This window comes from Roseinatronobacter domitianus (genome assembly GCF_023336755.1).
GTDB lineage: Bacteria > Pseudomonadota > Alphaproteobacteria > Rhodobacterales > Rhodobacteraceae > Roseinatronobacter > Roseinatronobacter domitianus.
The window spans coordinates 179,319-202,728 of the sequence record NZ_JALZWP010000001.1; the positions used below are offsets into that span (position 1 = coordinate 179,319).

Here is a 23,410-nt window from a genome sequence, read left to right on the forward strand (position 1 = left end):
CCCTCAGGCTTTGCCTTTGTAGATCTCGACCAGCTTGCCCAGCATTTCCAGCGCATCCTCGCGCGAGCGCTGGAAGCTGTTGCGCCCGATGATGGACCCGTTGCCGCCACCGTCGCGGATGGCGCGGGCATCGTCGAATACCGCATCAGCGCCTTTGGCGGCCCCGCCTGAAAACACGATCAGGCGGCGACCGTTGAAGGACGACTGCACGCAATGCTTCACGCGGGCGGCTTGGGTGGCAATGTCGATCTGCTGCTCTTCATAGACCTTCTTGGCCTCTGGCAGCATCAGATGGTCGGTGCCCAGCTTGATCTTGATGATATGCGCGCCCAGAAGCGCCGCGATATGCGCGGCATAGGCGGCCACGTCGATGGCGGTTTCGCCGTCCTTGGTCACGGCTTCACCGCGCGGGTAGGACCAAATGACAGAGGCCACGCCCTTTGCGGCAGCTTCGCGGCGCATTTCCACGATTTCCTCGAACATGTCGATCGCGCAATCGCTGCCCGGATAGATGGTGAACCCAATGGCCGAACAGCCCAGACGCAGCGCATCATCCACCGATGCGGTGATGGCCTGATTCTTGCCTGCCGTGCCCGACATCAGCGAATTGGCGCTATTGACCTTCAGGATTGTCGGGATCTGGCCTGCGAACGTGTCCGCGCCGGCTTCGAGCGGGCCAAGCGGGGCGGCATAGGCGCTTAGACCTGCGTCAATCGCCAGTTGGTAATGGTAATGCGGATCATAGCCCGCCGCGTTCGGGGCGAAGCTGCGTGCCGGGCCATGCTCGAACCCTTGGTCCACCGGCAGAATAATCATCTTGCCAGTGCCGCCCAGCTTGCCGTTCATCAGCATCCGGCACAGATTGGCCTTCACGCCGGGTGTTTCGCCTTCGTAATTGGCAAGTATCTTCTGAACGATGCGGGTTGCGCGCATTTCGGCTGCTCCTGTCCGGTTTGTTTCTTGAACGGGGTTAATCCGCCGTTTGTGGCAAAACAATGAAGTTTGCGCGCAACCATGGAAAGTTAGCGCAATCATGCGCCATCTCGCCGCTTGGGAACGGTTTTTCTGCCTTCAGACAGCAAAAAGCCCGCGCGGGGCGGGCTTAGAGCTTAGAATGGAATTTCGTCATCCATGTCGGACGGGCCAGAGGGGCCGCCGCCATAGCCACCGCCCGAACCGCCCCCGCGCGTGTCGCCATAGCCGGGATCGCGGTTATACCCGCCACCACCGCCAGCGCCGCCGCCGGAACCACCGGACCCGCCGCCACCATCGCCACGCCCGCCCAGCAGCGTCATTTCCCCGCGATAGGGGCGCAGCACCACTTCGGTCGAGTAGCGATCCGCGCCGGACTGGTCCTGCCATTTGCGGGTTTCCAGCTGCCCTTCGATATACACGGTAGAGCCTTTGCGCAGGTATTGCTCTGCAATCCGCACCAGACCTTCGTTGAAAATGGCCACAGTATGCCATTCGGTCCGCTCGCGTTTTTCGCCGGTGGCCTTGTCGCGCCATTGCTCTGATGTGGCAATGCGCAGGTTGCACACCTTGCCGCCGTTCTGGAAGCTGCGCACTTCCGGGTCGCGCCCCAGGTTGCCCACCAGAATGACCTTGTTGACCGAGCCTGCCATGTGATTTCGTCCCTATCTGTCTGCATTGCGCCATGCGCTATATTTGCCGCGCATGGTAAAGATAGGGTGAACAGGCGCAAGCGGTTTTCTTGGCCGCGCTTTGTTGCTATATCTATCGTCAACACGTGGGGTGGATGATGCGGGTTCTGACAATCTGTCTTTTTGCGTTTTGGGCTATGGGGTCGGGTGCGGTCGCGCAGGGTCTCAGCCTGTCATCCAGCGGCAGCGTCGCGTCCTCGCCCTTGGATCGGATCAAACGGGCCAACCGCGTGATCGATGGGCGCTTGTCCGAGCAGTATTCCGCGTCAGTGCGGCTTTTGCCAAATGCGCCAGAGGCCGAGACGACGCTGCTTATCCCACGCTACACTGGCCCGCAATCGGGCGCCTATGTCCAGCTTGCCCGCGAGGCGGCTCGCAGCAATGACGTGCCTGAAGACCTGTTCCTGCGGCTTGTGCATCAGGAAAGTCGCTGGAATGCAGGCGCGCTGTCGCATAAAGGCGCGATCGGTCTGGCGCAGCTTATGCCCGACACCGCGCGCTTGCTGCGCGTAGACCCGAATGACCCGGCCCAAAATCTGCAAGGTGGCGCACGCTATCTGCGGATGATGTATGAGCGTTTCGGGTCGTGGCGTTTGGCCCTTGCGGCCTATAATGCCGGTCCCGGCGCGGTCGAGAGCCATGGCGGTATTCCGCCCTTCGAGGAAACGCGCAATTACGTCGCGATCATCCTTGGGGCCGGATAGCCGATGCTTGCCTTTTCCGGCTGACCCGTTGCAATCTCCCCGAAAACCGGAGGGGACATGACACAACTCGATACCGATTTCGTGCGCGCGCAGTTTCCGGCCTTTGCGGAACCAGAGCTGCAAGGGCAAGTGTTCTTTGAAAATGCGGGCGGATCGTATACATGCCAGCCCGTCATTGACCGGCTGACGCGCTATTACCACAGCCGCAAAGTGCAGCCCTATGGGGCGTATCGTGCCTCTGAACTGGCCGGGGCAGAGATGGACGAGGCGCGCAGCCGACTTGCAGCATTAATGGGCGTAGAGCCGGACCAGCTTAGCTTTGGCCCGTCCACCAGCGCGAATACCTATGTTCTGGCGCAGGCCTTTGGCGAGAAGTTGAAGCCGGGCGACGCGATCATCGTCACCAACCAGGACCACGAGGCGAATACCGGCCCGTGGCGGCGTCTGGAGGCGCGCGGGGTCGAGCTGCGTGAATGGCAAATCGACCCGGATACCGGGCATCTGGACCCTTCGGCACTTTGGGCGTTGGTCGATGACCGGTTGAAACTTGTTTGTTTTCCCCATTGCTCGAATGTTGTGGGAGAGGTGAATCCCGTGGCCGAGATTTGCGCCGAATTGCGCGCGGCGGGCATCTGGTCTTGCGTTGATGGCGTATCTTACGCGCCTCACGGTTTGCCCGATCTGGGCGCTTTGGGGGCCGATATCTACCTGTTTTCGGCCTATAAAACCTATGGCCCGCATCAAGGCTTGATGGTGCTGTCGCCTGAATTATCAGCATGGCTGCCCAATCAGGCGCATTATTTCAACGGGGACGTGCCGTATAAGCGGTTTACGCCCGCTGGCCCGGACCATGCCCAGATTGCCGCCTGCGCGGGGATGGCGGATTATCTGGATGCGCTTTATGCGCATCATTTCGGTTCCTCGGAAACGCCCCCTGCGGCGCGTATGTCGGCGTTGCATGACCTGATGCGCGCGCAGGAAACCGCGCTTTTGCAACCGCTGCTGGAGTATCTGCGCGCCCGCAATGATGTGCGGCTTTTGGGGCCGAGCACTGCCGCCGATCGTGCGCCAACCGTTGCCGTGGCGCACGCGCGCCCCGGTGCCGACTTGGCCCGCGATCTGGCGGCGCATGGTATTATGGCGGGGGGCGGCAGTTTCTATGCCAACCGGGCGTTGCAAGGGCAGGGGGTTGATCCCGCCCACGGGGTGTTGCGGCTGTCTTTCGTACATTACACTGCGTCATCTGATCTTGACCGCCTGCTTGCGGCCCTAGATGACGTCTTGTGACTTTGCGACGGGCGGATATGTGACCGAAACGACCCCTACCATATTATGGCTGCGCCGTGATCTGCGGTTAAGCGATCATCCGGCCTTGCATGACGCCTGCGCGTCCGGCCAGCCCGTGATCCCCGTGTTCATCCATGATGATGAGGTCGCAACCCTTGGGGCTGCGCCGAAATGGCGGCTGCGGCTGGGGCTGGCGCATATGGCCAAGGCGCTGGGCGAGACAGGGTCGAAGCTGGTTCTGCGGCGCGGCTCCGCGCTTGATGTGCTGCGCGCCTTGGTGGCGGAAACCGGCGCGCGCCGTGTGGTCTGGACGCGCGGATACGCGCCGGGCCAGATTTCCCGCGACACTGATGTGAAATCGGCGTTAAAGGCCGATGGGCTGGAAGTGCAAAGCCACCCCGGCCTTCTGTTGTTCGAGCCTTGGGACGTCGCCACCAAGGATGGCGGGTTCTACAAGGTCTATACGCCGATGTGGCGTTCGGTGCGGGATCGTGACGTTGCTTCCCCCTTGCCTGCGCCCACGCGTATCCCTGCGCCCAAGGTATGGCCAGATAGCGATGATCTGGATGACTGGCAGATGGGCCGCGCCATGAACCGGGGTGCGGCGGTCGTGTCCGGGCACATTCATGTCGGCGAAGACGCGGCGCGCGGGCGCTTGGGCGCTTTTCTGGCACATCGCGTGGCGCGGTATAAATCAGAGCGCGACCGGCTGGATATAGACGCATGTTCGGGCCTGTCGGAAAACCTGGCCTATGGTGAAATCAGCCCGCGCACGATCTGGCACTCAGGTTGGCGGGCATTGCACGAAGGCCATGCGCAGGCAGAGGATTTCCTGAAAGAACTCGTCTGGCGCGAATTCGCGTATCACCTGATCTATCACACGCCGCGGCTGGAGTCGCAAAACTGGCGCCCCGAATGGGACGGTTTCCCGTGGCAGGGCGAGGGCGACGCGGTTCAGGCGTGGCGTCAGGGCCGCACCGGTATTGAAGTGGTCGATGCCGCCATGCGCGAATTGTATGTCACGGGCCGCATGCACAACCGTGCGCGCATGTTGGTTGCCAGCTTTCTGACCAAGCACCTGCTGGTGGACTGGCGGCTGGGGCGCGACTGGTTTGCCGAATGTCTGGTTGACTGGGACCCGGCATCTAATGCGATGGGTTGGCAATGGGTGGCCGGGTCCGGCCCCGATGCAGCCCCCTATTTCCGCATTTTCAACCCCGATACGCAGGCACAGAAGTTCGACCCGAAGGCGGCCTATCGCAAGATGTGGCTGGCCGAAGCCAGCCGCACGCCGCCCGAAACGGCGCTGGCGTTTTATGATGCCTGCCCGCGCAGTTGGAACCTTTCGCCAAAGGACACACGCCCAAGCCCGATCATCGACCTTAAAGATGGGCGCGAGCGTGCGCTTGCCGCCTATAAAGACCACCGAGAAAATCAAAAACAGGAAGACATGGCGCATGGCTGACATCGCATTTCCATCACGCCCGATGGGTGAGATACTGACATCGCTGGACGGGCAACAAGACCTGCCCCGCTATTTTGCGGCCGCTTATGCGATCGGGCAGAAACTGAACAAGGGGCGGCTGGATGTGCACCTGCCCGACGGGCGGGTGTTCCGGCTGCAAGGGGCGCATCCGGGCTATGTGGCCGAAATCCATGTCCATGACCCGGATCTGTTCGGCCGCATGATCCGCGAGGGCGATCTGGGGTTTTCCGATGCTTATCTTGAAGGGGGCTGGAGCACGCCCGATCTGCAAGCCTTGATGGACCTGTTTGCCGATGACAACCCGGCGCTCTATGACGAAGTGTTGCCGATGAAGGCAATCCGCCTTGTCGAACGCTTCCGCCATTGGCTGCGCCGCAACCACAAGGCGCAGGCGCGCAAGAACATCTCGCATCATTACGATCTGGGCAATGATTTCTACAGCCTGTGGCTGGATGACAGCATGACCTATTCCTCTGCCCTGTTCACCACCGGGCAGGAAAGCCTCGAAGCGGCTCAGGAAGCCAAATATGCCGCCATGGTGGACCGGATGGACGTAAAGCCCGGCGATCATGTGTTGGAGATTGGCTGCGGCTGGGGCGGCTTTGCCGAATACGCCGCCGCCAAACGTGGCTTGCGCGTGACCGGTCTGACCATTTCCCAAGCGCAGCATGATTACGCGGTTGCGCGCATGGCGCGTTTGGGCCTGTCCGACAAGGTCGAAATCCGCATGCAGGACTACCGCGATACGCGCGGGGAATTCGACGGTATTGCGTCGATAGAGATGTTCGAAGCCGTGGGCGAACGCTACTGGCCGACCTATTTCAATGCCGTGCGCGACCGGCTGCGCCCCGGCGCGCAAGCGGTAATTCAGATCATCATGGTGCCCGATGCGCGGTTCAAAAACTACAGCAGCAATGTCGATTTCATCCAGAAACACATCTTCCCCGGTGGAATGCTGGGCGCGCCGACCCCGGTGCGGCGCGTGGCTGAAAACGCCGGGCTCAGCTATGTCGACACCCATGATTTCGGGAAAAGCTATTCGGATACGCTGCGGCGATGGCATGACGCGTTCAATGCCCGTTGGGACGAGATATCGGAAATGGGCTATGATGCGCGTTTCAAGCGCATGTGGGATTTCTACCTGACATCCTGCGCGGCGGCTTTCCGCGGTGGCGCGTGCGATGTCACGCAACTGGTGTTGCAACGTCCCTGAGCTTGGGTAGACTTGGGGTAACTGTCAAACAGGTGTGCCCATGCAAGACGTCGATGACGACCGCGATACTGCGCCGCTGGACAAGCTGAAAGAGCCTTTGGGCCTGCGGCTTGTCTATATGCTGATTATCGGGGTTATGCTGAGCTTCGCGCAATCGGTGCTGATCTTGCTGGCGGTGATCCAGTTCATCATTATTATCATCGACAACCGCCAGCCGAATGCGCGGCTGGCCGATCTGGGTTGCATGGTGGGGGCTTGGGTGGCCAAGGCCGCGCGCTACATGGTTGGCGCGACCGATGCAAAGCCATGGCCGTTCCGAGAAATGGACTGACGGCTACAACAGCAGCATCGTCGCCAGCCCCAGAAAGGCTGCGAAGCCCACCACATCCGTCACCGTGGTCACGAACGTGCCGGAGGCCAATGCCGGATCAACGCCCAGGCGGTCCAGCAATGCGGGCAGACCAATGCCTGAAAGGCCCGCGACCACAAGGTTTATGACCATCGCCGCCGCGATCACGCCAGCCAGCATCAGCGACCCGAACCAGACATAGCCCACCACGCCCATCACTAGGGCAAAGATCATGCCGTTGAACATTCCTACAAGGGTCTCGCGCCGGATAACCCGCCAGACATTCGCGCCGGTCAAGTCGCGTGTCGCCAGCCCGCGCACCGCGACGGCCATAGATTGCGTGCCTGCATTGCCCCCCATCGACGCCACAATCGGCATCAGCACTGCCAGCGCGACAAGAGTTTGGATCGTGGCCTCAAAGACCGCGATGACCAGCGACGCGATGATCGCTGTCACAAGGTTGACCCCCAGCCATGGCAGGCGCTGCCATGTGGTTTCCATGACCCCGTCTGACAAGCTGCCTTCGCCGGCCCCGGCCATGCGCAGCATGTCTTCTTCGTGTTCTTCATCCAGCACCGCCATGGCGTCGTCGATGGTGATGACACCGACAAGGCGTCCATTCGTATCCACCACGGGGGCGGAGATCAGATGATATTGGTTGAACGCATAGGCGACATCGCCTTCCTCTTCGTCCAGTTCAAAGCTGCGGAAACTGTCTTCGGTGACAGAGGACAATGCCGTGTTGCGATTTGAGGACAAGAGCCGTCCAAGGGTCACATATCCCGCCGGGGTATCGTCGGGCGTGACCAGGAAAACATGGTAGAACTGGTCGGGAAGCTCTTTGCTGGTGCGCATCATGTCGATGGTCTGGCCCACGGTCCAGTCCTGCGGCACCTTGACGAATTCCCGTTGCATCAAACGCCCGGCGGAATATTCCGGATAGCTGAGCGCCTGCCGTGCGGCATCGCGGTCATCTTCTTCCAGCGCATCAAGAATCGCGCTGTGTTGCGATTCGTCGAGGTCTTCCAGCAGGTCGACCACATCGTCCGAATCCATGTCGCGGACAGCGTCGGCCAGAACGTCTGGCCGCAGGTAGCCGACCACCTCGTCGCGCAGTCCCTCGTCCAGTTCCGAGAGAATATCGCCATCGAACTCGGTGCCATACAGATGCACCAGGGCGCGGCGCGCGTCCGCCCCGATTTGTTCAAGGATGTCGGCAATATCCGCCGGGTGCAACGGCTCGAACATCTCGAATATGCGTTGCGCGTCCTGTGCTTCGACTGCTTTCAGAACCTGTTTCAGATACCCTGAATCCAGATCGTAGCCGTCTTTGTCACGAAAGCCATCTGTTGGATCATTGGTCATCATGGCCTCCCCGAGGTTGCGGAACACGCGGGCTGTCTACAGGCTTTGCCGAGAAAGTCGATTGCCCTTGCCTCGAAATGAGTGGTCACTTCCCTGTGTTGCCCAAAAACAAGCATCGTGGACCGCCCGATTTTCCCGATTGCCGGGCCGTGCGTCTTGCAGGGCGGCGGGGCGCGGCCTAAGTCTGATGAAACGATTGGAGTTGCCTATGTCCCTGACCCCCTCTGCCCGCTATCCGCAACCGGCTTTTGATCTTGACCGCCCCAAGGGCAGACAGGATCTGGGCGATCTGCCCGTTTGGGATTTTTCCAGCCTGTATGCCGCGCCGGATGCGCCGGAAGTCGCCCGTGATTTCGAATGGCTTGAGCAGGAATGTTCCAGCTTTGCCGCCGATTACGAAGGCAAGCTTGCCGGGTCGGATGCCGCCAGCTTGTTGAACTGCGTGACCCGGTATGAGCAGATTGAACAGGTTGCCGGGCGGCTGATGTCGTTTTTCGGGCTGCGCTATTACCAGAACACGGTCGATCCCGCCCGCGCCAAGGCCATGTCCGATGCGCAGGACCGTGTGACCACGGCCACGACCCCGCTGGTGTTCTTCGCGTTGGAGCTGAACCGTATTCCCGATGCGGAATTCGACGCCAAGCTGGATGCGAATCCCGATCTGGCGCGGTATCGCCCGGTATTCGAGCGGATGCGCGCCATGCGCCCGCATCAATTATCCGACGAATTGGAGAAATTCCTGCACGATCAGTCCACCGTCGGCGCGGCTGCGTGGAACCGCTTGTTCGATGAAACCATGGCGGGGCTGGAATTTCCGGTAGAGGGAGAGGACGAACCGCTTGGGCTGGAATCCACGCTGAACCTGCTGACTGATCGCGACCGCGACCGCCGCGAAGCGGGTGCGCGGGCGCTTGCCGAAGCGTTCGGCGCGAATATCCGGCTGTTTGCGCGGGTGCATAATACGCTCGCCAAGGAAAAAGAAATCGAGGATCGCTGGCGCAAAATGCCCAGCCCGCAGCATGGGCGGCATCTGGCCAACCATGTCGAACCCGAAGTTGTGCAAGCGTTGCGCGATGCGGTTGTCGCGGCCTATCCGAAGCTGTCGCACCGCTATTACGCGCTGAAAGCCAAGTGGCTGGGGCTGGACGAATTGCAGGTCTGGGACCGCAACGCGCCGCTGCCAACCGAAGCCGCGCGCACGATAGCCTGGCCAGAGGCGCAGGATATGGTGCTGGATGCCTATGCCGGGTTTTCACCCAAGCTGGCCGATCTGGCGGCACCTTTTTTCGAGCGTGGCTGGATTGATGCCGCCGTCACACCGGGCAAGGCACCCGGCGCCTTTGCCCATCCCACCGTGACCGACGCGCACCCGTTCGTTATGCTGAACTACCTGGGCAAGCCGCGTGACGTGATGACGCTGGCGCATGAACTGGGGCACGGGGTGCATCAACGATTGGCCGCGGGGCAGGGGGAGTTACTGTCTTCGACCCCGCTGACGCTGGCGGAAACCGCCAGTGTCTTTGGCGAAATGCTGACCTTCCGCCGGATGCTGGCCAAGGCCTCCACCAAGGAAGAACGCAAGACCCTGCTGGCTGGCAAGGTAGAGGACATGATTAACACCGTGGTCCGCCAGATCGCGTTTTACGATTTCGAATGCAAGCTGCACGACGCGCGGCGCGGCGGGGAGTTGACGCCCGACGACATTAACGCGCTGTGGATGAGCGTGCAGGCCGAAAGCCTTGGGCCGGTCTTTACCTATATGGAGGGGTATGAAACCTTCTGGTCCTACATCCCGCATTTCGTGCATTCGCCGTTTTACGTTTACGCCTATGCCTTCGGCGACGGCTTGGTGAACGCGCTTTATGCGGTTTACGAAGAACAGCCCGAGGGCTTTCAGGACAAGTATTTCGAAATGCTGGCCGCAGGCGGGTCCAAGCACCACAAAGACCTGTTGGCCCCGTTCGGGCTGGATGCATCGGACCCCGCTTTCTGGGATAAGGGTCTGAGCATGATCGCAGGCTTCATCGACGAATTGGAAGCGATGGAGTGATATAGCGCCCCCCGCGCCACCTGTGTTGACGCGCGGCGTGGGGGGCTATAATCAGGCGTATGTGCGGCAGCGCCGCGCCGTGGCGATTTGTCACCCGATTGCGGGCCACGTTAATCCATCCGCTAAAGAGGTCTGGGTCCAACCCCGGCCTACTGTAGGTTCGGGGGTTTTTTATGGCCCAATGGGCCGATAGGGGCTGATATGAGCCAGGACTGGAACACGCGCACCAAACTGGTGCATCAAGGCGCTCGCCGCAGCCAATATGGTGAAGTGGCCGAAGCCATCTACATGACCCAAGGGTTCGTCTACCCCACCGCCGAAGCCGCAGAGGCGCGCTTCCTGGGTACAGGCCCGGATGAGTTCATTTATGCGCGCTACGGCAACCCGACGGTTGCGGCCTTTGAAGACCGCATCGCCGCCATCGAAGGCACCGAAGACGCGTTTGCCACCGCATCCGGCATGGCCGCCGTCTCTGGCGCGCTGATGTCGATGCTGCGCACGGGCGATCATGTGGTCGCGGCGCGGGCGCTGTTCGGGTCGTGCCTGTATGTTTTGGAAAACGTGCTGGCCCGCTACGGGGTAGAGGTGACGCTGATTGACGGCACCGATCTGGACGCTTGGCGCGGCGCGATCCGCCCGGATACCAAGGCGGTTTTCCTGGAATCCATATCGAACCCCACGCTGGAGGTGATCGACCTTGAGGGCGTGGCCAAACTGGCCCATGCGGTCGGCGCAACGGTTGTGGTCGATAATGTTTTTGCAACGCCAGTGTTCAGCCGCGCGGTCCGCCTTGGGGCGGATGTGGTGATTTATTCGGCCACCAAACACATAGACGGGCAAGGCCGCGCGCTGGGCGGTGTGATTTGCGGCACGCGCGATTTTATTCGCGGCACGGTGGAGCCCTATCTGAAACATACCGGCGGGGCGCTGTCGCCTTTCAACGCGTGGATCATGCTGAACGGCATGACCACGATGGATTTGCGCGTGCGCGCTCAGGCCGCAACCGCGCAGGCCGTGGCAGAAGCGTTGCAGGGCGATGATCGGCTTTCGCGTGTGATCTATCCCGGCTTGCCCGAGCATCCGCAACATGGCATTGCCGCGGCGCAGATGCCGGGCTTTGGCACCGTTTTGTCCTTTGATGTGGCCGGTGGGCAGGCAGCGGCATTTCGGTTGCTGAACGCGCTGAAAATTGCCGTCATCTCCAATAATTTGGGCGATGCGCGCACGATTGCGACGCACCCGGCCACGACCACGCATCAGCGACTGCCTGACGACCAGAAGGCGCTTTTGGGTATTACGCCGGGGCTGATCCGCCTGTCGATCGGGCTGGAAGATACATCCGACCTGATTGCCGACCTGCGCGGGGCGCTTGGCGCGATTTGACGCCAGAGAGTCGCGTCGCGTGCCGCAGGGGCCACGAAAAAAGTGGAAAAGCAGGAGCGGGCGCTTACCTATGGCTCCGACAGACAGGAAGGACGATCCCTGATGAACGTGCATGTCCCCGGCCTAGAGCAGACCCCTTCGGAAGCAGAGGCGCAGGCGGCGCTGGAAACCTTGCGCCGTTTTGCCGATGGCGCGTCCGATGACGCCCGCGCGCGCGTTGAGGCGGCGGCAACCAGCCTGTTGCCAACTGTGGCTTATCCGGAATTGAGCCGCGATTACCCTGACGCGTTTCGCGCCGATGCCGTCTACAAGGCGGGCCTGCCGGATTTGCAGAACGGCCCTGCCAGCCTGATTGTGGGCGCGAAAGCCCCGATCCAGCATGTGGGCATTTCCAACTTCCGTCTGCCCATCCGCTACCACACGCGCGACAATGGCGATCTGACGCTGGAAACCTCTGTCACCGGGTCTGTCAGCCTGGAAGCAGAGAAGAAGGGCATCAACATGTCGCGCATCATGCGCAGCTTCTATGGCCACGCAGAGCGCACGTTCAGCGCCGACGTGGTGCGCGCGGCGCTGGACGACTACAAGGCCGATCTGGAAAGTTTTGACGCCCGCATCATGATGCGCTTCAGCTTCCCGGTGAAGGTGGAAAGCCTGCGCTCTGGCCTTCAGGGCTACCAGTATTACGACATCGCCATGGAAGTGGTGGACCGTGCGGGCGTGCGCCAGACCTTCATGCATCTGGACTATGTCTATTCGTCGACCTGCCCATGCTCGCTGGAGCTAAGCGAACATGCGCGTGCCACGCGCGGACAACTGGCCACGCCGCATTCGCAGCGCTCGGTCGCGCGCATTTCGGTGCAAGTGCTGAATGGTGCTAAGCTGTGGTTCGAAGACCTGATCGACCTGTGCCGCGCTGCCGTGCCCACGGAAACGCAGGTCATGGTCAAGCGCGAGGATGAACAGGCGTTTGCCGAACTGAACGCTGCCAACCCGATTTTCGTGGAAGATGCCGCGCGCAGCTTTTGTGAGCAACTGGACGCTGACCCGCGCATCGGGGATTTCCGGGTGCTGGCCAGCCATCAGGAAAGCCTGCACAGCCATGATGCGGTCAGCGTGCTGACACGGGGCGCGGCGTTTGATTCCGACAGTTTGGACCCACGCCTGTTCGCCAGCTTGTTCCATGTCGGCTGATTGAGCCTTATAACTGTCTAATTACATGGCGCGGGCCCGGTCCGCGCCATTTTTGTTCTGTCTCGACGTATAATTTTGATCGGTATCGCGTGCTTTGCATTATGTGTATCAATAGACATAACAATGTTGGATCACCATCATGACCAAGAATTTCCTGATCGCAGCCTGCGCTGTCATCGCCCTTGCCGGGTGTGAGATCGAGGGCGCGCCGCAATCGACCTCTCCGGCGGCGACCCCGCAGCGCGACATTATGCCCGCGCCACAGGTTGGGACTGCCAGTGTCTCTGACACCAGCACGACCACCACCACCACCGTCAGCGGCAACACCACCATAACAGAAACGACATCGACCTCTGTCGGGGTGAATGCGGGGGGCCCTCTTGCGGCGCTGGCAGGTGGCGGGCAGGCTGCGAATACCGCCGCCGATTACGCAGGCAGTTGGAACGTGACCAGCCCCAATAATCGCCAATGCCGCATGGTTTTGCGCGCGCCCGCAACAGCCGGCGCTCCGGCGATGGTGCAGAACCAAGGGTGTTTTCAGGAATTGTTCAATGTCAGCCGCTGGAGTTTGCGCGGCAGTGAGCTGGTTCTGACCGACGGGTTCGGCAATTCGGTGGCCAGCCTGCGGCCGACAGCGCGCAACCGCCTTGAAGGTGGTGACGTGCTGATGTGGCGCTAGGGCATCGGCCTCTATTGCGCGCTTGACAGCCGGGCGCGCAGCGACAAAGGCTGCGCGTCATGTTGGACCTTCGCCCTGTCATCTACCTGGTCGGCCTGCTGACTTTTACGCTTGGCGCGTTGATGCTGCTGCCCATGGCGCTGGACCTAAGCCGTGGCGACCCGAATTGGCGTGGCTTTGCGCTGTCGGGGTTTGCCTCTCTCTTGGTGGGGGGGCTTTTGGCCGGGGCAACCCGCAATTCGCTGGGCGTTGGGCTTGGGCGGCGACAGTCCTTTCTTCTGGCCAGCAGCCTTTGGCTGGTGCTGCCCGCGTTTGCATCGGTGCCCTTCATGATCGGCGCCCCGCAGGCAAGCTGGACCGATGCCTATTTCGAGGCGATATCGGGTATGACCACAACCGGAACCACGGTGTTCGTGGGGCTGGATGACATGCCGCGCGGGGTGTTGCTGTGGCGCTCCATCCTGCAATGGCTGGGTGGCTTGGGCATTGTTGTCGTGGCGCTGGTGTTTTTGCCGGTGCTGCGTGTGGGCGGGATGCAGCATTTCCAGTCCGAAGGGTTTGACACGCTGGGCAAGATCATGCCGCGGGTCTACGACATCTCGCGCGCGCTGTTGCAGGTCTACCTTGCGCTGACCTTGGCGGCGATCATCGCTTACATGGCGTTCGGCATGGGCGGGTTCGACGCGCTGAACCACGGACTGACAACGGTCGCCACGGGTGGGTTTTCCACCACAGACCAGTCCTTCGCGGCATTTACCGGCCCGCTGGAATATGTCTCGGTGCTGTTCATGGTGCTGGCGGGGTTACCTTTTATCCGGTTGATCCAGTTGATGGGCGGTCAACCCACGGCGTTGCTGCAAGACGTGCAGGTGCGCGCCTTCCTGCGCTGGATTGCCTATGCGGTGGGCGTGATCGTGCTGTATCGTTTCGCCACAGAAGAGGGCACGCTGCTTGATATTCTGCGCGGCACTTTGTTCAATGTGGTCACGCTGTTCACGGGCACAGGCTATGGCAGCGAGGATGTCTCGGCATGGGGTGATTTCCCGTTGATGGTGGTCATGCTGGTGGGCTTCATCGGGGCCTGCACGGCCTCTACCGGGTGTTCGCTGAAAGTGTTCCGCTTTTTGGTGCTGTTCGAGGCGATCAAGCTGCGGATGCGGCAGCTTGGCAGCCCGCATCAGGTGGTGGCGCTGCGGCTTGGGGGCAAACGGTTGGAAGAGGATGTGGTGTCCTCTGTTATTGTGATGTTCACCGCCTTTGCGGGAATTTTCGCGCTTCTGGCCGCCGCGCTGGCGCTGAGTGGGCTGGATACCCGCACCGCCCTGACCGCCGCCTGGACCGCGATCTGCAATGTCGGTCCGGCTTTCGGGCCCGAAGTGGGGCCAACCGGCGCGGTGGATCAATTCTCGACCGTGGCGAAATGGCTGATGATGCTTGGCATGTATCTGGGCCGGCTAGAGGTTCTGGCAGTGCTGGTCCTGTTCTTCCCCCGGTTCTGGAGAAGTTAGATGAAGCCGTTCCTTGTCATACAGTTGCGCCCCGAAGCGGATGTGGCAGATGACGAATACGCCGCCATCCTGCGGCGTGCCGGATTAGCCGCGGACGATACGCGCCGCATCCGGCTGGATCAGCAGACGCTGCCCGGCGATCTGGACCTTGGCGCGCATAGCGGTGTCATTGTCGGGGGCGGGCCGGGATGTGTCAGCGACCCGCCAGCGAAGAAAACCCCTATGGAGGCGCGGATCGAAGCGCAAATCCTGTCGCTGATGCCGCGCATTGCTGACAGCGGCACGCCGTTTCTGGGGTGCTGCTACGGTATCGGTATTCTGGGCCGGTTCCTTGGTGCGCCTGTTTCGCAAGACCATCACGGCGAAGATGTCGGCCCGATCATCTGCCGCCGCCGACCAGAGGGCGCGGCTGATCCGCTGCTCGAAGGGCTGCCCGATGAAATGACCGCCCTTGTCGGCCATAAAGAGGCGCTTGACGCGCTGCCGCCCGGTGCCGTTCACTTGCTGCAAGGCGACCGCTGCCCGATCCAGATGCTGCGCTACGGTGGTCGCATTTATGCCACGCAGTTCCACCCCGAAGCCGATGGCGCAAATTTCGCCCTGCGCATCGCGGTCTACAAGGACAAAGGCTATTTCCCACCCGAACGCGCGGCGGAGCTGACGGCGGCCTGCGCTGATGTGCGCACAGAGGCTTCGGGCCGGGTGCTTGCGAATTTCGTGCAGCATTTTGCGCGCGATTAAGCAAAGCTGTTGCGATCCCCGATTGCGCTTGCGCGCGGCTTGGGCTAATTCCCGCTCCACGCCGGCATAGCTCAGTTGGTAGAGCAGCGGTTTTGTAAACCGAAGGTCGGGGGTTCAAGTCCCTCTGCCGGCACCAGTCACCCGATTTGCCCGGAAAACACGCAGCCTGCATCCGCAACGGTTTGCGGCCATGGCGGGTGCAGTCGCGCCAAGGTATAAGGGGTGACTCGGACCCAAACGAAAGCGCCGTTTTGACCGCAACCGCCGACCCGTCAGACGCGCCCGCGTCGCAAATCCTGGAACCTCAGCCCGCCGTGCTGGACGGGGGCGGGCAGGACTGGCAACTGTCCGGGGCGTTGACGGTGCGCTATGTTTCGGCCGTGGCAGCGGATTTGCCCCGCGCCAGCGGAACACTGGACCTGTCGGGGCTGACACGGTTGGACACGGCAGGCGCCTATCTGCTTCACCGCCATGCCGAGCGCCTGCATATGCGCGGCGCACAGGCCGATCATGCGGCCCTGTTAGAGCGGGTCGCGGCCTCTATCCCGGAGCCGCCCGAACAAACCGCGCGAAATTGGTCACTGTCGCAGCTATTGGAAGGCATTGGCCGCATGGTCGTGAGCGGCGGCAGCTTTTTGCAAGAGATTACAGGTATGCTGGGCTTGTTCCTTGCGCGGCTGGGTCAGATAGCCCGGCATCCGGGGCAATTGCCGATGACGGCGCTGGTTCATCACGCCGATCAGGTGGGGTGGCGCGCGGTGCCGATTGTCTCGCTTATGTCTTTTCTCATCGGGGTGGTGCTGGCCTTTCAGGGCGCTGTGCAGTTGCGCCAGTTCGGGGCCGAGATTTTCGTCGTCGACCTGATCGCCATTTCCATCTTGCGCGAATTGGGCATTCTTTTGACAGCCATCATCGTGGCAGGGCGCACCGCGTCCAGTTTTACCGCCGCGATCGGCTCCATGAAAATGCGCGAGGAAATCGACGCCATGCGCACATTGGCGATTGATCCGGCTATGGTGCTGTTCGTGCCACGTATTCTGGCGTTGCTGATTACGCTGCCCATTTTGGGCGCGGTGGCCAATTTCATGGGCCTGTTGGGCGGCGCACTGATGTCATGGATTGAACTGGGCGTGTCGCCTGCCGTCTTTCTGGCGCGTCTGCTGGCAGAAACCGGCACCAACCATGTCATGGTCGGCTTTATCAAGGCGCCGGTTTTCGCGCTTATCATCGGGGTGATCGGCTGCCATGCCGGGATGCAGGTGCGTGGCAATGCCGAAAGCCTTGGTGCCCAGACCTCTGCCGCCGTGGTGCGCGCCATTTTCGCCGTCATCGTGGCAGATGCCCTGTTTTCTGTCTTTTTTGCCATGATGGATATCTGATGTCGCAGGACGTGGTCATAAAACTGCGCGGCATACGCAATGCGTTCGGGCCGCACACGGTGCATGAAAACCTCGACCTTGATGTCTATCGCGGAGAGGTGTTGGGTGTTGTCGGCGGGTCGGGTAGCGGAAAATCGGTGCTGTTGCGCTGCATTGCCGGACTGCGCCCGCCACAGGCGGGCACCATAGAGATATTCGGTCAGGACGCGCTCAACTGCACGGAAGCGGCCCGGCTGGAGATTGACCAGCGTATGGGTGTGATGTTTCAAGACGGCGCGCTTTTTTCCAGCCTGACCGTGCGCGAGAATGTCGAAGTGCCGCTGCGCACAATTGACGGTCTTGATGCCGGGCTGCGCCGCGACTTGGCGGACCTGAAAATTGCCATGTCGGGGTTGCCCTACAAGGCGGGCGACAACTACCCGTCCGAACTGTCGGGCGGTATGCGCAAACGCGCGGGGCTGGCGCGCGCGCTGGCGCTCGACCCCGAAATCGTGTTTCTGGACGAACCCACGGCAGGGCTGGACCCGATTGGCGCTTCTGCATTTGACGAACTTATCAAGGGGCTTAGCCGCGCGATGGGGCTGACCGTGTTCCTTGTGACCCATGATCTGGACACGTTGCACGCCACCTGTGACCGAATCGCGGTTTTGGCGGACAAGCGTGTGAAGTATACAGGCACGATGGAAGAGATGCTGAAGATCGACCACCCATGGGTGCATGAATATTTCCACGGTCCGCGCGCGCGTGCCGCGATTGCCACCAAGGAAAAGGCGCAGTAACCCATGGAAACAAAAGCAAATTACGTTCTTGTCGGCGTGTTTGCGCTGCTTGGGTTCCTTGGGGTGCTGGGCTTTTTCCTGGCCTTCGGCAAAATCAGCTTCGACCAGCAATACGCCTATTACGATGTCCGATTCGACAGTGTCGCGGGCCTGTCACCCGCCGCCGATGTGACCTTTGCAGGCCTGCCGGTCGGGCGGGTGGTCGATATTCGCCTGTCGCCCGATCAGGACGGAACGGTGCTTGTCTCGCTCGAGGTGGAACGCGAAACACCCGTGCGTGCCGATACGGTGGCGGTGGTGGACAGTTCCGGCATTACCGGCGTGGCCTATGTTGCGCTTTCGCCGGGTAGCCTGACCGCGGCTCTCATCAATGACCGCAGCGATGTGCCGGTGCTCGAGTCCGGACGCTCGACCATCCAGTCCTTGACCGAAGGGGCGCCGCGCATCCTGGACGAAGCCTTGCAGGTGGTCGAACAGGTCAATGCCATCCTTGGCGAAGAAAATCGCACAAGGATCCAGAATATATTGATAAATCTTGAATCCTCCTCGGGCGAGATTTCGCGCGCATTGGACAGTTTCGCGGGCTTTACCGACACGATCGAGGCCGCGACACAGACCTTTGCGGAATTTGCCGGCAATCTGGAGCCGATATTGCTTCAGGCTGAAAAAGCGCTCGAAAGCCTGCAATTTGCCGTGGATGAAGGCGCGCTGGTGGCGACCAATGCGCGCATCGCGTTCGAGACTGGCACACAAACACTGGAAACGGTTGATTCCTTTGTCGCGCAAGACCTGACCGAAATGGTCGTCCAGTTGCGTGCGGATGCGACTGCGCTGCGCACCGAGTTGGAAACTGCAAGCCGTGAGGCGACTGGCATGTTCTCGGAGCTGTCACGCACCGGGCAGGCCGCGACCGAGCGGATGGAGGCGCTTGACCCGGCGCTTGCGCTGCTGGAGCCGCTTCTGGAGCGCGCCGAAACCACCTTGCAATCGGTCGAGCAGATGTCCGACAGTGTTGAAACGCTGGTCAGCGGCGAAGGCAGTATGCTGGTGTCGGAAGCGCGTGAGATGGTCTCTCGTGCGACCAGCGCCATCGACAGCGTGGCGCAAGTGGCTGAAAATGATCTGCCGGTCATCATGTCCGATATTCGCGCCGCGACCGCCGAGGTGCGCGGCGTTGTCGAGACGGTTGGAAATGACCTCAGCAACGTCTCGGGCAACATTGATGCGCTCAGCACATCCGGCCTGCAAGCCCTTGACCAGGTTACGGAAACCTTTGGCAAAGCAAACACAACGCTGGAAGCGATCAACCGCGCCTTAGAGACCGGAGAGGGCGCGCTGGAAGCCGCTGAGCGGGCCTTTGTCGGCGCTGACCGGGTCATCAATGAGGATGTCGCGGCCATCACCGCCGATTTGCGGGATGTGCTGGACCGCTTGGGGGCAGCGGTCGACGCGGTCTCTGCCGATATTCCCGCCGTTACCGCCGATCTGCGCGCGACTGCCGCCAGTGCCGCGCGCACCTTCGATGATCTGGGCGCGGTGGTGCGTGACAGCGCCGGCCCGGTGCGGGATTTCACCGCTGCGGGCCTTCCCAACATCACGCAACTGGCGCGTGAGGCGCGCGGCTTGATTGCCAATCTGGATGGGCTGGCGCGCAAGCTGGACAGCGACCCTGCGCGCCTGCTGCTCAACAGTCAGACACCGGAGTTCAGAAGATGAAGAATGCTCGATTAGGTGTTGTTTTCGCAAGCCTTCTGGCGCTTGGCGGCTGTGGCGCTGTGTCGGCGTTGAACAAGGCCGCGATCCCGCTTGATGCTTATGAATTGCGCGCGCCGTCGGACATGCCGCAAGCCGGGCGCAGCTTGAACAGGGCGCTGAGCATAGAGCCACCGACGACCTCTGGCGCGCTTGATACGGACCGGATTCTTGTCAAACCCAACCCGGTGCAATCGCTGTATCTGCCCGATGGGCGTTGGGCGTCCGAATTGCCTGCGATGTGGCAGACCATGGCGCTGCGTGCCTTCGAGGACACCGGCGCGTTGTCCTATGTAGGGCGCAGACCTTTGGGTGCGGTGGGGGATTTCGCGCTCATCAGCGAGATTACGGATTTTCAGGCCGAATTGGGCGACGACGACACCGCCACAATCCGGTTGCGCCTGACCGCACGTCTGGTGCGCGAAAGCGACGCGCGGGTGGTGGCGCGGCGGGTTTTCAGCGCCGCGGTGCCGGTCGAGGGCACTGAAACGCTGACGCTTGTGAACGGGTTTAACGTAGCCTCGGACGAGGTTCTGGCCGAGATGGTGGCTTGGGGATTGCAAGGGATGGGGCTAAGGCTGCCTGCGTCGTGACCGGGCGCTACCATAGCCATTGATGCTTGAACCAATGGCGCATCCATAACGACCCCAGAGTATTTTTAGCAAGATAAAAGGGCACATAAGGTGTTGAAATCGCTTTACAACTGGACATTGTCCATGGCCAGTCACCGTCATGCACTCTGGGTTTTGGCTTTTGTCGCGTTCATCGAATCTTCGGTTTTTCCCATCCCACCCGATGTGCTGATGATCCCGATGATAATTGCCCGCCCGTCGCGCGCTTTTTTAATCGCGGCGATTGCGACGGTCGCGTCAGTGGCCGGCGGCCTGCTGGGCTACTGGATTGGCGCAGGTGCGTTCGAACTGGTGGGCCGGCCGGTGTTGGAATTTTACGGCAAAGACGCCTATTTCGCAGAATTTTCCGCGCGTTACGCCGAATTTGGCGCTTGGGCCGTGTTGATCGCGGGGGTCACGCCCTTTCCCTACAAGGTTATCACCATCCTGTCGGGCGCAACCGCGCTGTCACTGCCGGTCTTCATTGTCGCGTCTATCATCGCGCGGGCGCTGCGGTTTTTCATCGTGGCGGCACTGTTGTGGAAATTCGGCGCACCGATTCGTGATTTCATCGAAAAACGCCTTGGGCTTGTTTTCATCGTGTTTGTGGTGTTGCTGGTCGGCGGGTTTTACGCGGTGAGGTTTCTGTGACGCGCTCCAGACGGGTTCAAATGCTGGCATTGGCCGGATCGGCCGGGTTGCTGCTGGGGGCGCTGGCCTTCCAGTATATTGGCGGCATGGCACCCTGTGCGCTGTGTATCTGGCAACGCTGGCCGCATGTCGTCGCACTGGTTGCCGGCGCCGGGCTGATCCTGCCGGGGCCGTGGGCTGTGCTGGGGGCGTTGGGAACCGCCGGGTCGGGCGTGATCGGGGTTTACCACACCGGGGTCGAGCGCGGCTGGTGGGAAGGCCCGTCCAGTTGCACATCGGGGGGCGATCTGTCGGGGCTGACCGCGCAGGAATTGCTGAACCAGATCATGGCCGCGCCCGTGGTGCGCTGCGACGAGGTGCCGTGGGAGATGCTGGGCCTGTCCATGGCAAGCTGGAACGCGGTTTTGTCCTTCGGTTTGGCGGGTTTGTGGCTTTTGAGTCTGCGGCTGCGGGGTTAAACCTTTCTTCACGGGGCGTTGTTACGGTCATGCCATGGAGTTGAACAGGCATGTGAAAATGACCCGCTACCATTGCATGATAGACCTGAAACCGAATGCCAATGAACTGGCTTTCGCGCGGGCCGTGGCGCTGTGGTTCGGGATATTGCAGGCTGCGGGCAAGCTAAGCGGCTGGCACTTGTCACGGCGCAAGCTGCGGCTGGCGGGTGCGGGCTTTGGGGATTTCCTGCTGGTTGTCGAATTCGACGACATGGCGCAGATGGACCGTGCCTTTGCCCATCTGGCAGAGGGCGATCATACTGCGGCGCAGGCCTATTCCCAGATGCACGGCATGATCGACCGGGCAGAGGCGGGGCTGTATCGGCCGTATCCAGACCCAATGCCGGTGGAGCGCTTGTCATTGATATGAGGGACGCGCTTTTAACCGTTCTTCGGCCTATATCTGCCTGCTGTGCCGGCTTGATCGGCCTGTTTGCGTGGCGGCAGTGGCGCGCTGCCCTACAGCATAGATGGCAAGACAAGATCGGGCGGGCGGTGGCCATCGGCGAAGGTTTTGATGTTGATAATAACCTTTTCGCCCATCTCGGCCCGCCCTTCGCGCGTGGCCGACCCCATATGCGGCATCAAGACCACGTTGGACAGCTCGCGCAGCCGGGGGTTCACCTGTCGCCCGCGCTCGAACACGTCCAGCCCCGCGCCCGCAATTTCCCCCGCGCGCAGGCCGCGTGTCAGGGCATTTTCGTCGATCACCTCGCCGCGCGAGGTGTTGACGATAATGGCAGAGGGTTTCAGCAGCTTCAGCCGCCGGGCGTTCAGCAGGTGGAAGGTCGCGGGTGTATGCGGGCAATTCACCGAAATGACGTCCATGCGCGCCACCATCTGGTCAAGGCTTTCCCACCATGTGGCCTCTAGCGCGCTTTCCACTTCGGGCCGCAGGCGGCGACGGTTGTGATAATGGATCTGCATGCCGAAAGCCTGCGCGCGGCGTGCAACGGCTTGCCCGATTCGTCCCATCCCCAGAACCCCGAGGCGTTTGCCGTTGATGCGTGTGCCCAGATTGGCCATTGGCGACCAGCCCGCCCAGTCGCCCGCTTGCATCTGCGCCAGCCCGGCGGGAATGTTGCGCGTGACCGCCAGCATCAGGGCCATGGCCATGTCGGCGGTGTCTTCTGTCACGACACCGGGCGTGTTGGTGACAAGAATACCCCGCTGGCGGGCCGTGGCCACGTCGATATGGTCCACCCCGGCACCGTAATTGGCGATCAGTTTCAGGCGTTCGCTGGCCTGGGCCAGCAACGCGGCGTCGATATTGTCTGTCAGCGTGGGCACCAGAACGTCACAATCCTGCATGGCCGCGATCAGGGCCGCGCGGTCCATTGGCGCGTCGGTCTCGTTCAGGCGCAGGTCGAACAATTCCGACAGACGGGTTTCGACCGCGTCGGGCAGGCGTCGCGTTACGACAACACTCAGGCGGGATTTCGGCATGTTGCGGGCTCATCTCTTGTGTGTCGGGTTTCTTATGGCAAACTGCCTGCAATCTCCTCGCGCGACAAGACCGGCTTTTGCAGTCCGGCGGGTGCGGGGGCGGGCAGGACGCAGAATTTTCAGAAGGACCGGGCCGAAAAGGCCGGGGCATGGGCGTATGACACGATCTTTCCACCGGATCGCCGCAGCTGTCATGGCAGTGGCTGTTGGTCTGGCCTCTCCGCTGGCGGCGTGGGCGCAGCAACGCGGCCCGGTCACGAATCTGCCCTTGCCGCGTTTCGTCTCGCTCAAGACGAACGAGGCCAATGCCCGGCGCGGCCCTGACCTGTCGCACCGGATTGACTGGGTCTATAAGCGGCGTGACATGCCGTTGCGGGTGACAGCAGAGTTCGAACACTGGCGCCGGATTGAGGATATGGACGGCAAGGGTGGCTGGATTCATTCTGCGCTGTTGTCGGGCGAACGCACGGCGCTGGTGCAAGCGGATATGGCGCCCCTGCGCGTGCATCCCAATGCCGACGCGCGGGACGTGGCCTTGCTGGAGCAAGGCGTGATCGGCGTGCTCCAAAGCTGCGAGGCGGAGTGGTGCGAGTTGCAGATCGGTAATGTCAAAGGCTGGTTGCCCATCAGTGTGCTATGGGGTGTCGAACCGGGCGAATTGCTGAATTGACC

23 protein-coding genes, 1 tRNA gene and 1 riboswitch are annotated in these 23,410 nt (G+C 61.5%); of the genes, 20 read left to right on the top strand and 4 right to left on the bottom strand.

Translation table 11 applies throughout. The features are described 5' to 3' along the window. Window positions 1–3 precede the first annotated feature (3 nt). Both M3N55_RS00915 and ssb read right to left on the bottom strand, forming a co-directional pair. The gene (locus M3N55_RS00915) at window positions 4–933 is read right to left on the bottom strand and encodes a class I fructose-bisphosphate aldolase (protein ID WP_249055500.1); all 930 of its coding nucleotides are present in this window, start codon (window positions 931–933) and stop codon (window positions 4–6) included. Window positions 934–1,109: 176 nt separating this feature from the next. Further along, the gene (gene ssb, locus M3N55_RS00920; RefSeq protein ID WP_249055501.1) at window positions 1,110–1,625 is read right to left on the bottom strand and encodes a single-stranded DNA-binding protein; all 516 of its coding nucleotides are present in this window, start codon (window positions 1,623–1,625) and stop codon (window positions 1,110–1,112) included. A 137-nt stretch (window positions 1,626–1,762) separates the two neighbouring features. Between ssb and M3N55_RS00925 the strand changes: the two genes are divergently transcribed. The 5 genes from M3N55_RS00925 to M3N55_RS00945 are packed head-to-tail and all read left to right on the top strand — an operon-like array spanning window position 1,763 to window position 6,685. Continuing rightward, window positions 1,763–2,368 (top strand): lytic transglycosylase domain-containing protein, encoded by a 606-nt coding sequence (locus M3N55_RS00925; RefSeq protein WP_249055503.1) that lies wholly within the window; start codon window positions 1,763–1,765, stop codon window positions 2,366–2,368. A gap of 57 nt (window positions 2,369–2,425) precedes the next feature. After that, window positions 2,426–3,655, top strand: a complete 1,230-nt coding sequence (locus M3N55_RS00930) for an aminotransferase class V-fold PLP-dependent enzyme (RefSeq protein WP_249055505.1) — start codon at window positions 2,426–2,428, stop codon at window positions 3,653–3,655. Window positions 3,656–3,674: 19 nt separating this feature from the next. Beyond that, window positions 3,675–5,120, top strand: a complete 1,446-nt coding sequence (locus M3N55_RS00935; protein ID WP_249055506.1) for a cryptochrome/photolyase family protein — start codon at window positions 3,675–3,677, stop codon at window positions 5,118–5,120. Further along, complete coding sequence (locus tag M3N55_RS00940; protein WP_249055508.1) at window positions 5,113–6,354, top strand: SAM-dependent methyltransferase; 1,242 nt, start codon at window positions 5,113–5,115, stop codon at window positions 6,352–6,354. Before M3N55_RS00935 ends, M3N55_RS00940 begins: the two co-directional genes overlap by 8 nt. Before the next feature lie 40 nt (window positions 6,355–6,394). After that, window positions 6,395–6,685, top strand: a complete 291-nt coding sequence (locus M3N55_RS00945; protein WP_249055510.1) for a DUF4389 domain-containing protein — start codon at window positions 6,395–6,397, stop codon at window positions 6,683–6,685. Window positions 6,686–6,688: 3 nt separating this feature from the next. Here the strand turns inward: M3N55_RS00945 and mgtE are convergent, their stop codons facing one another. Continuing rightward, a complete protein-coding gene (gene mgtE / locus M3N55_RS00950; RefSeq protein WP_249055511.1) occupies window positions 6,689–8,071 on the bottom strand; it encodes a magnesium transporter in 1,383 nt (460 codons plus the stop codon). A gap of 205 nt (window positions 8,072–8,276) precedes the next feature. Between mgtE and M3N55_RS00955 the strand changes: the two genes are divergently transcribed. The 14 genes from M3N55_RS00955 (at window position 8,277) to M3N55_RS01020 (ending at window position 21,662) form a co-directional block, all read left to right on the top strand. Continuing rightward, window positions 8,277–10,118, top strand: a complete 1,842-nt coding sequence (locus M3N55_RS00955; RefSeq protein WP_249055513.1) for a M3 family oligoendopeptidase — start codon at window positions 8,277–8,279, stop codon at window positions 10,116–10,118. A gap of 69 nt (window positions 10,119–10,187) precedes the next feature. Beyond that, window positions 10,188–10,265, top strand: a riboswitch (SAM riboswitch). 54 nt (window positions 10,266–10,319) lie between these two features. Then, window positions 10,320–11,501 carry an O-succinylhomoserine sulfhydrylase gene (gene metZ, locus M3N55_RS00960; protein WP_249055514.1) on the top strand — a complete coding sequence of 394 codons (1,182 nt, stop codon included), beginning with the start codon at window positions 10,320–10,322 and terminating at the stop codon, window positions 11,499–11,501. Between the two features lie 102 nt (window positions 11,502–11,603). After that, window positions 11,604–12,695, top strand: a complete 1,092-nt coding sequence (folE2, locus tag M3N55_RS00965) for a GTP cyclohydrolase FolE2 (RefSeq protein ID WP_249055516.1) — start codon at window positions 11,604–11,606, stop codon at window positions 12,693–12,695. 139 nt (window positions 12,696–12,834) lie between these two features. After that, window positions 12,835–13,374 carry an AprI/Inh family metalloprotease inhibitor gene (locus M3N55_RS00970; RefSeq protein ID WP_249055517.1) on the top strand — a complete coding sequence of 180 codons (540 nt, stop codon included), beginning with the start codon at window positions 12,835–12,837 and terminating at the stop codon, window positions 13,372–13,374. A 59-nt stretch (window positions 13,375–13,433) separates the two neighbouring features. After that, entirely contained in the window at window positions 13,434–14,882 is a 1,449-nt protein-coding gene (locus M3N55_RS00975; RefSeq protein ID WP_249055518.1) for a TrkH family potassium uptake protein, read from the top strand. Further along, complete coding sequence (locus M3N55_RS00980; RefSeq protein WP_249055520.1) at window positions 14,883–15,623, top strand: glutamine amidotransferase; 741 nt, start codon at window positions 14,883–14,885, stop codon at window positions 15,621–15,623. Between the two features lie 60 nt (window positions 15,624–15,683). After that, window positions 15,684–15,759, top strand: a tRNA-Thr gene (locus M3N55_RS00985). Window positions 15,760–15,874: 115 nt separating this feature from the next. Beyond that, window positions 15,875–17,002: an ABC transporter permease gene (locus tag M3N55_RS00990; RefSeq protein ID WP_428982573.1), complete on the top strand. Its 1,128-nt coding sequence runs from the start codon at window positions 15,875–15,877 to the stop codon at window positions 17,000–17,002. Next, window positions 17,002–17,781, top strand: coding sequence for an ABC transporter ATP-binding protein (locus M3N55_RS00995; protein ID WP_249055521.1), 780 nt, complete (start codon window positions 17,002–17,004; stop codon window positions 17,779–17,781). The genes M3N55_RS00990 and M3N55_RS00995 overlap by 1 nt, the downstream gene beginning before the upstream one ends. A 3-nt stretch (window positions 17,782–17,784) precedes the next feature. Continuing rightward, a complete protein-coding gene (locus M3N55_RS01000) occupies window positions 17,785–19,497 on the top strand; it encodes an MlaD family protein (protein ID WP_249055522.1) in 1,713 nt (570 codons plus the stop codon). Then, window positions 19,494–20,126, top strand: coding sequence for an ABC-type transport auxiliary lipoprotein family protein (locus M3N55_RS01005; protein WP_249055524.1), 633 nt, complete (start codon window positions 19,494–19,496; stop codon window positions 20,124–20,126). The genes M3N55_RS01000 and M3N55_RS01005 overlap by 4 nt, the downstream gene beginning before the upstream one ends. Window positions 20,127–20,216: 90 nt before the next feature. After that, complete coding sequence (locus M3N55_RS01010) at window positions 20,217–20,795, top strand: YqaA family protein (protein WP_249055525.1); 579 nt, start codon at window positions 20,217–20,219, stop codon at window positions 20,793–20,795. Further along, window positions 20,792–21,253, top strand: coding sequence for a disulfide bond formation protein B (locus tag M3N55_RS01015; RefSeq protein ID WP_249055526.1), 462 nt, complete (start codon window positions 20,792–20,794; stop codon window positions 21,251–21,253). The genes M3N55_RS01010 and M3N55_RS01015 overlap by 4 nt, the downstream gene beginning before the upstream one ends. A 58-nt stretch (window positions 21,254–21,311) precedes the next feature. After that, window positions 21,312–21,662: a DUF6614 family protein gene (locus tag M3N55_RS01020; RefSeq protein WP_249055528.1), complete on the top strand. Its 351-nt coding sequence runs from the start codon at window positions 21,312–21,314 to the stop codon at window positions 21,660–21,662. Window positions 21,663–21,751: 89 nt separating this feature from the next. On the opposite strand, the gene M3N55_RS01025 is transcribed toward M3N55_RS01020, so the two are convergent. After that, a complete protein-coding gene (locus M3N55_RS01025) occupies window positions 21,752–22,738 on the bottom strand; it encodes a 2-hydroxyacid dehydrogenase (RefSeq protein WP_249055529.1) in 987 nt (328 codons plus the stop codon). Window positions 22,739–22,895: 157 nt separating this feature from the next. Here M3N55_RS01025 and M3N55_RS01030 point away from each other — a divergent pair, with 157 nt between their 5' ends. Further along, window positions 22,896–23,408, top strand: coding sequence for an SH3 domain-containing protein (locus tag M3N55_RS01030; protein WP_249055530.1), 513 nt, complete (start codon window positions 22,896–22,898; stop codon window positions 23,406–23,408). Window positions 23,409–23,410: the final 2 nt, after the last annotated feature.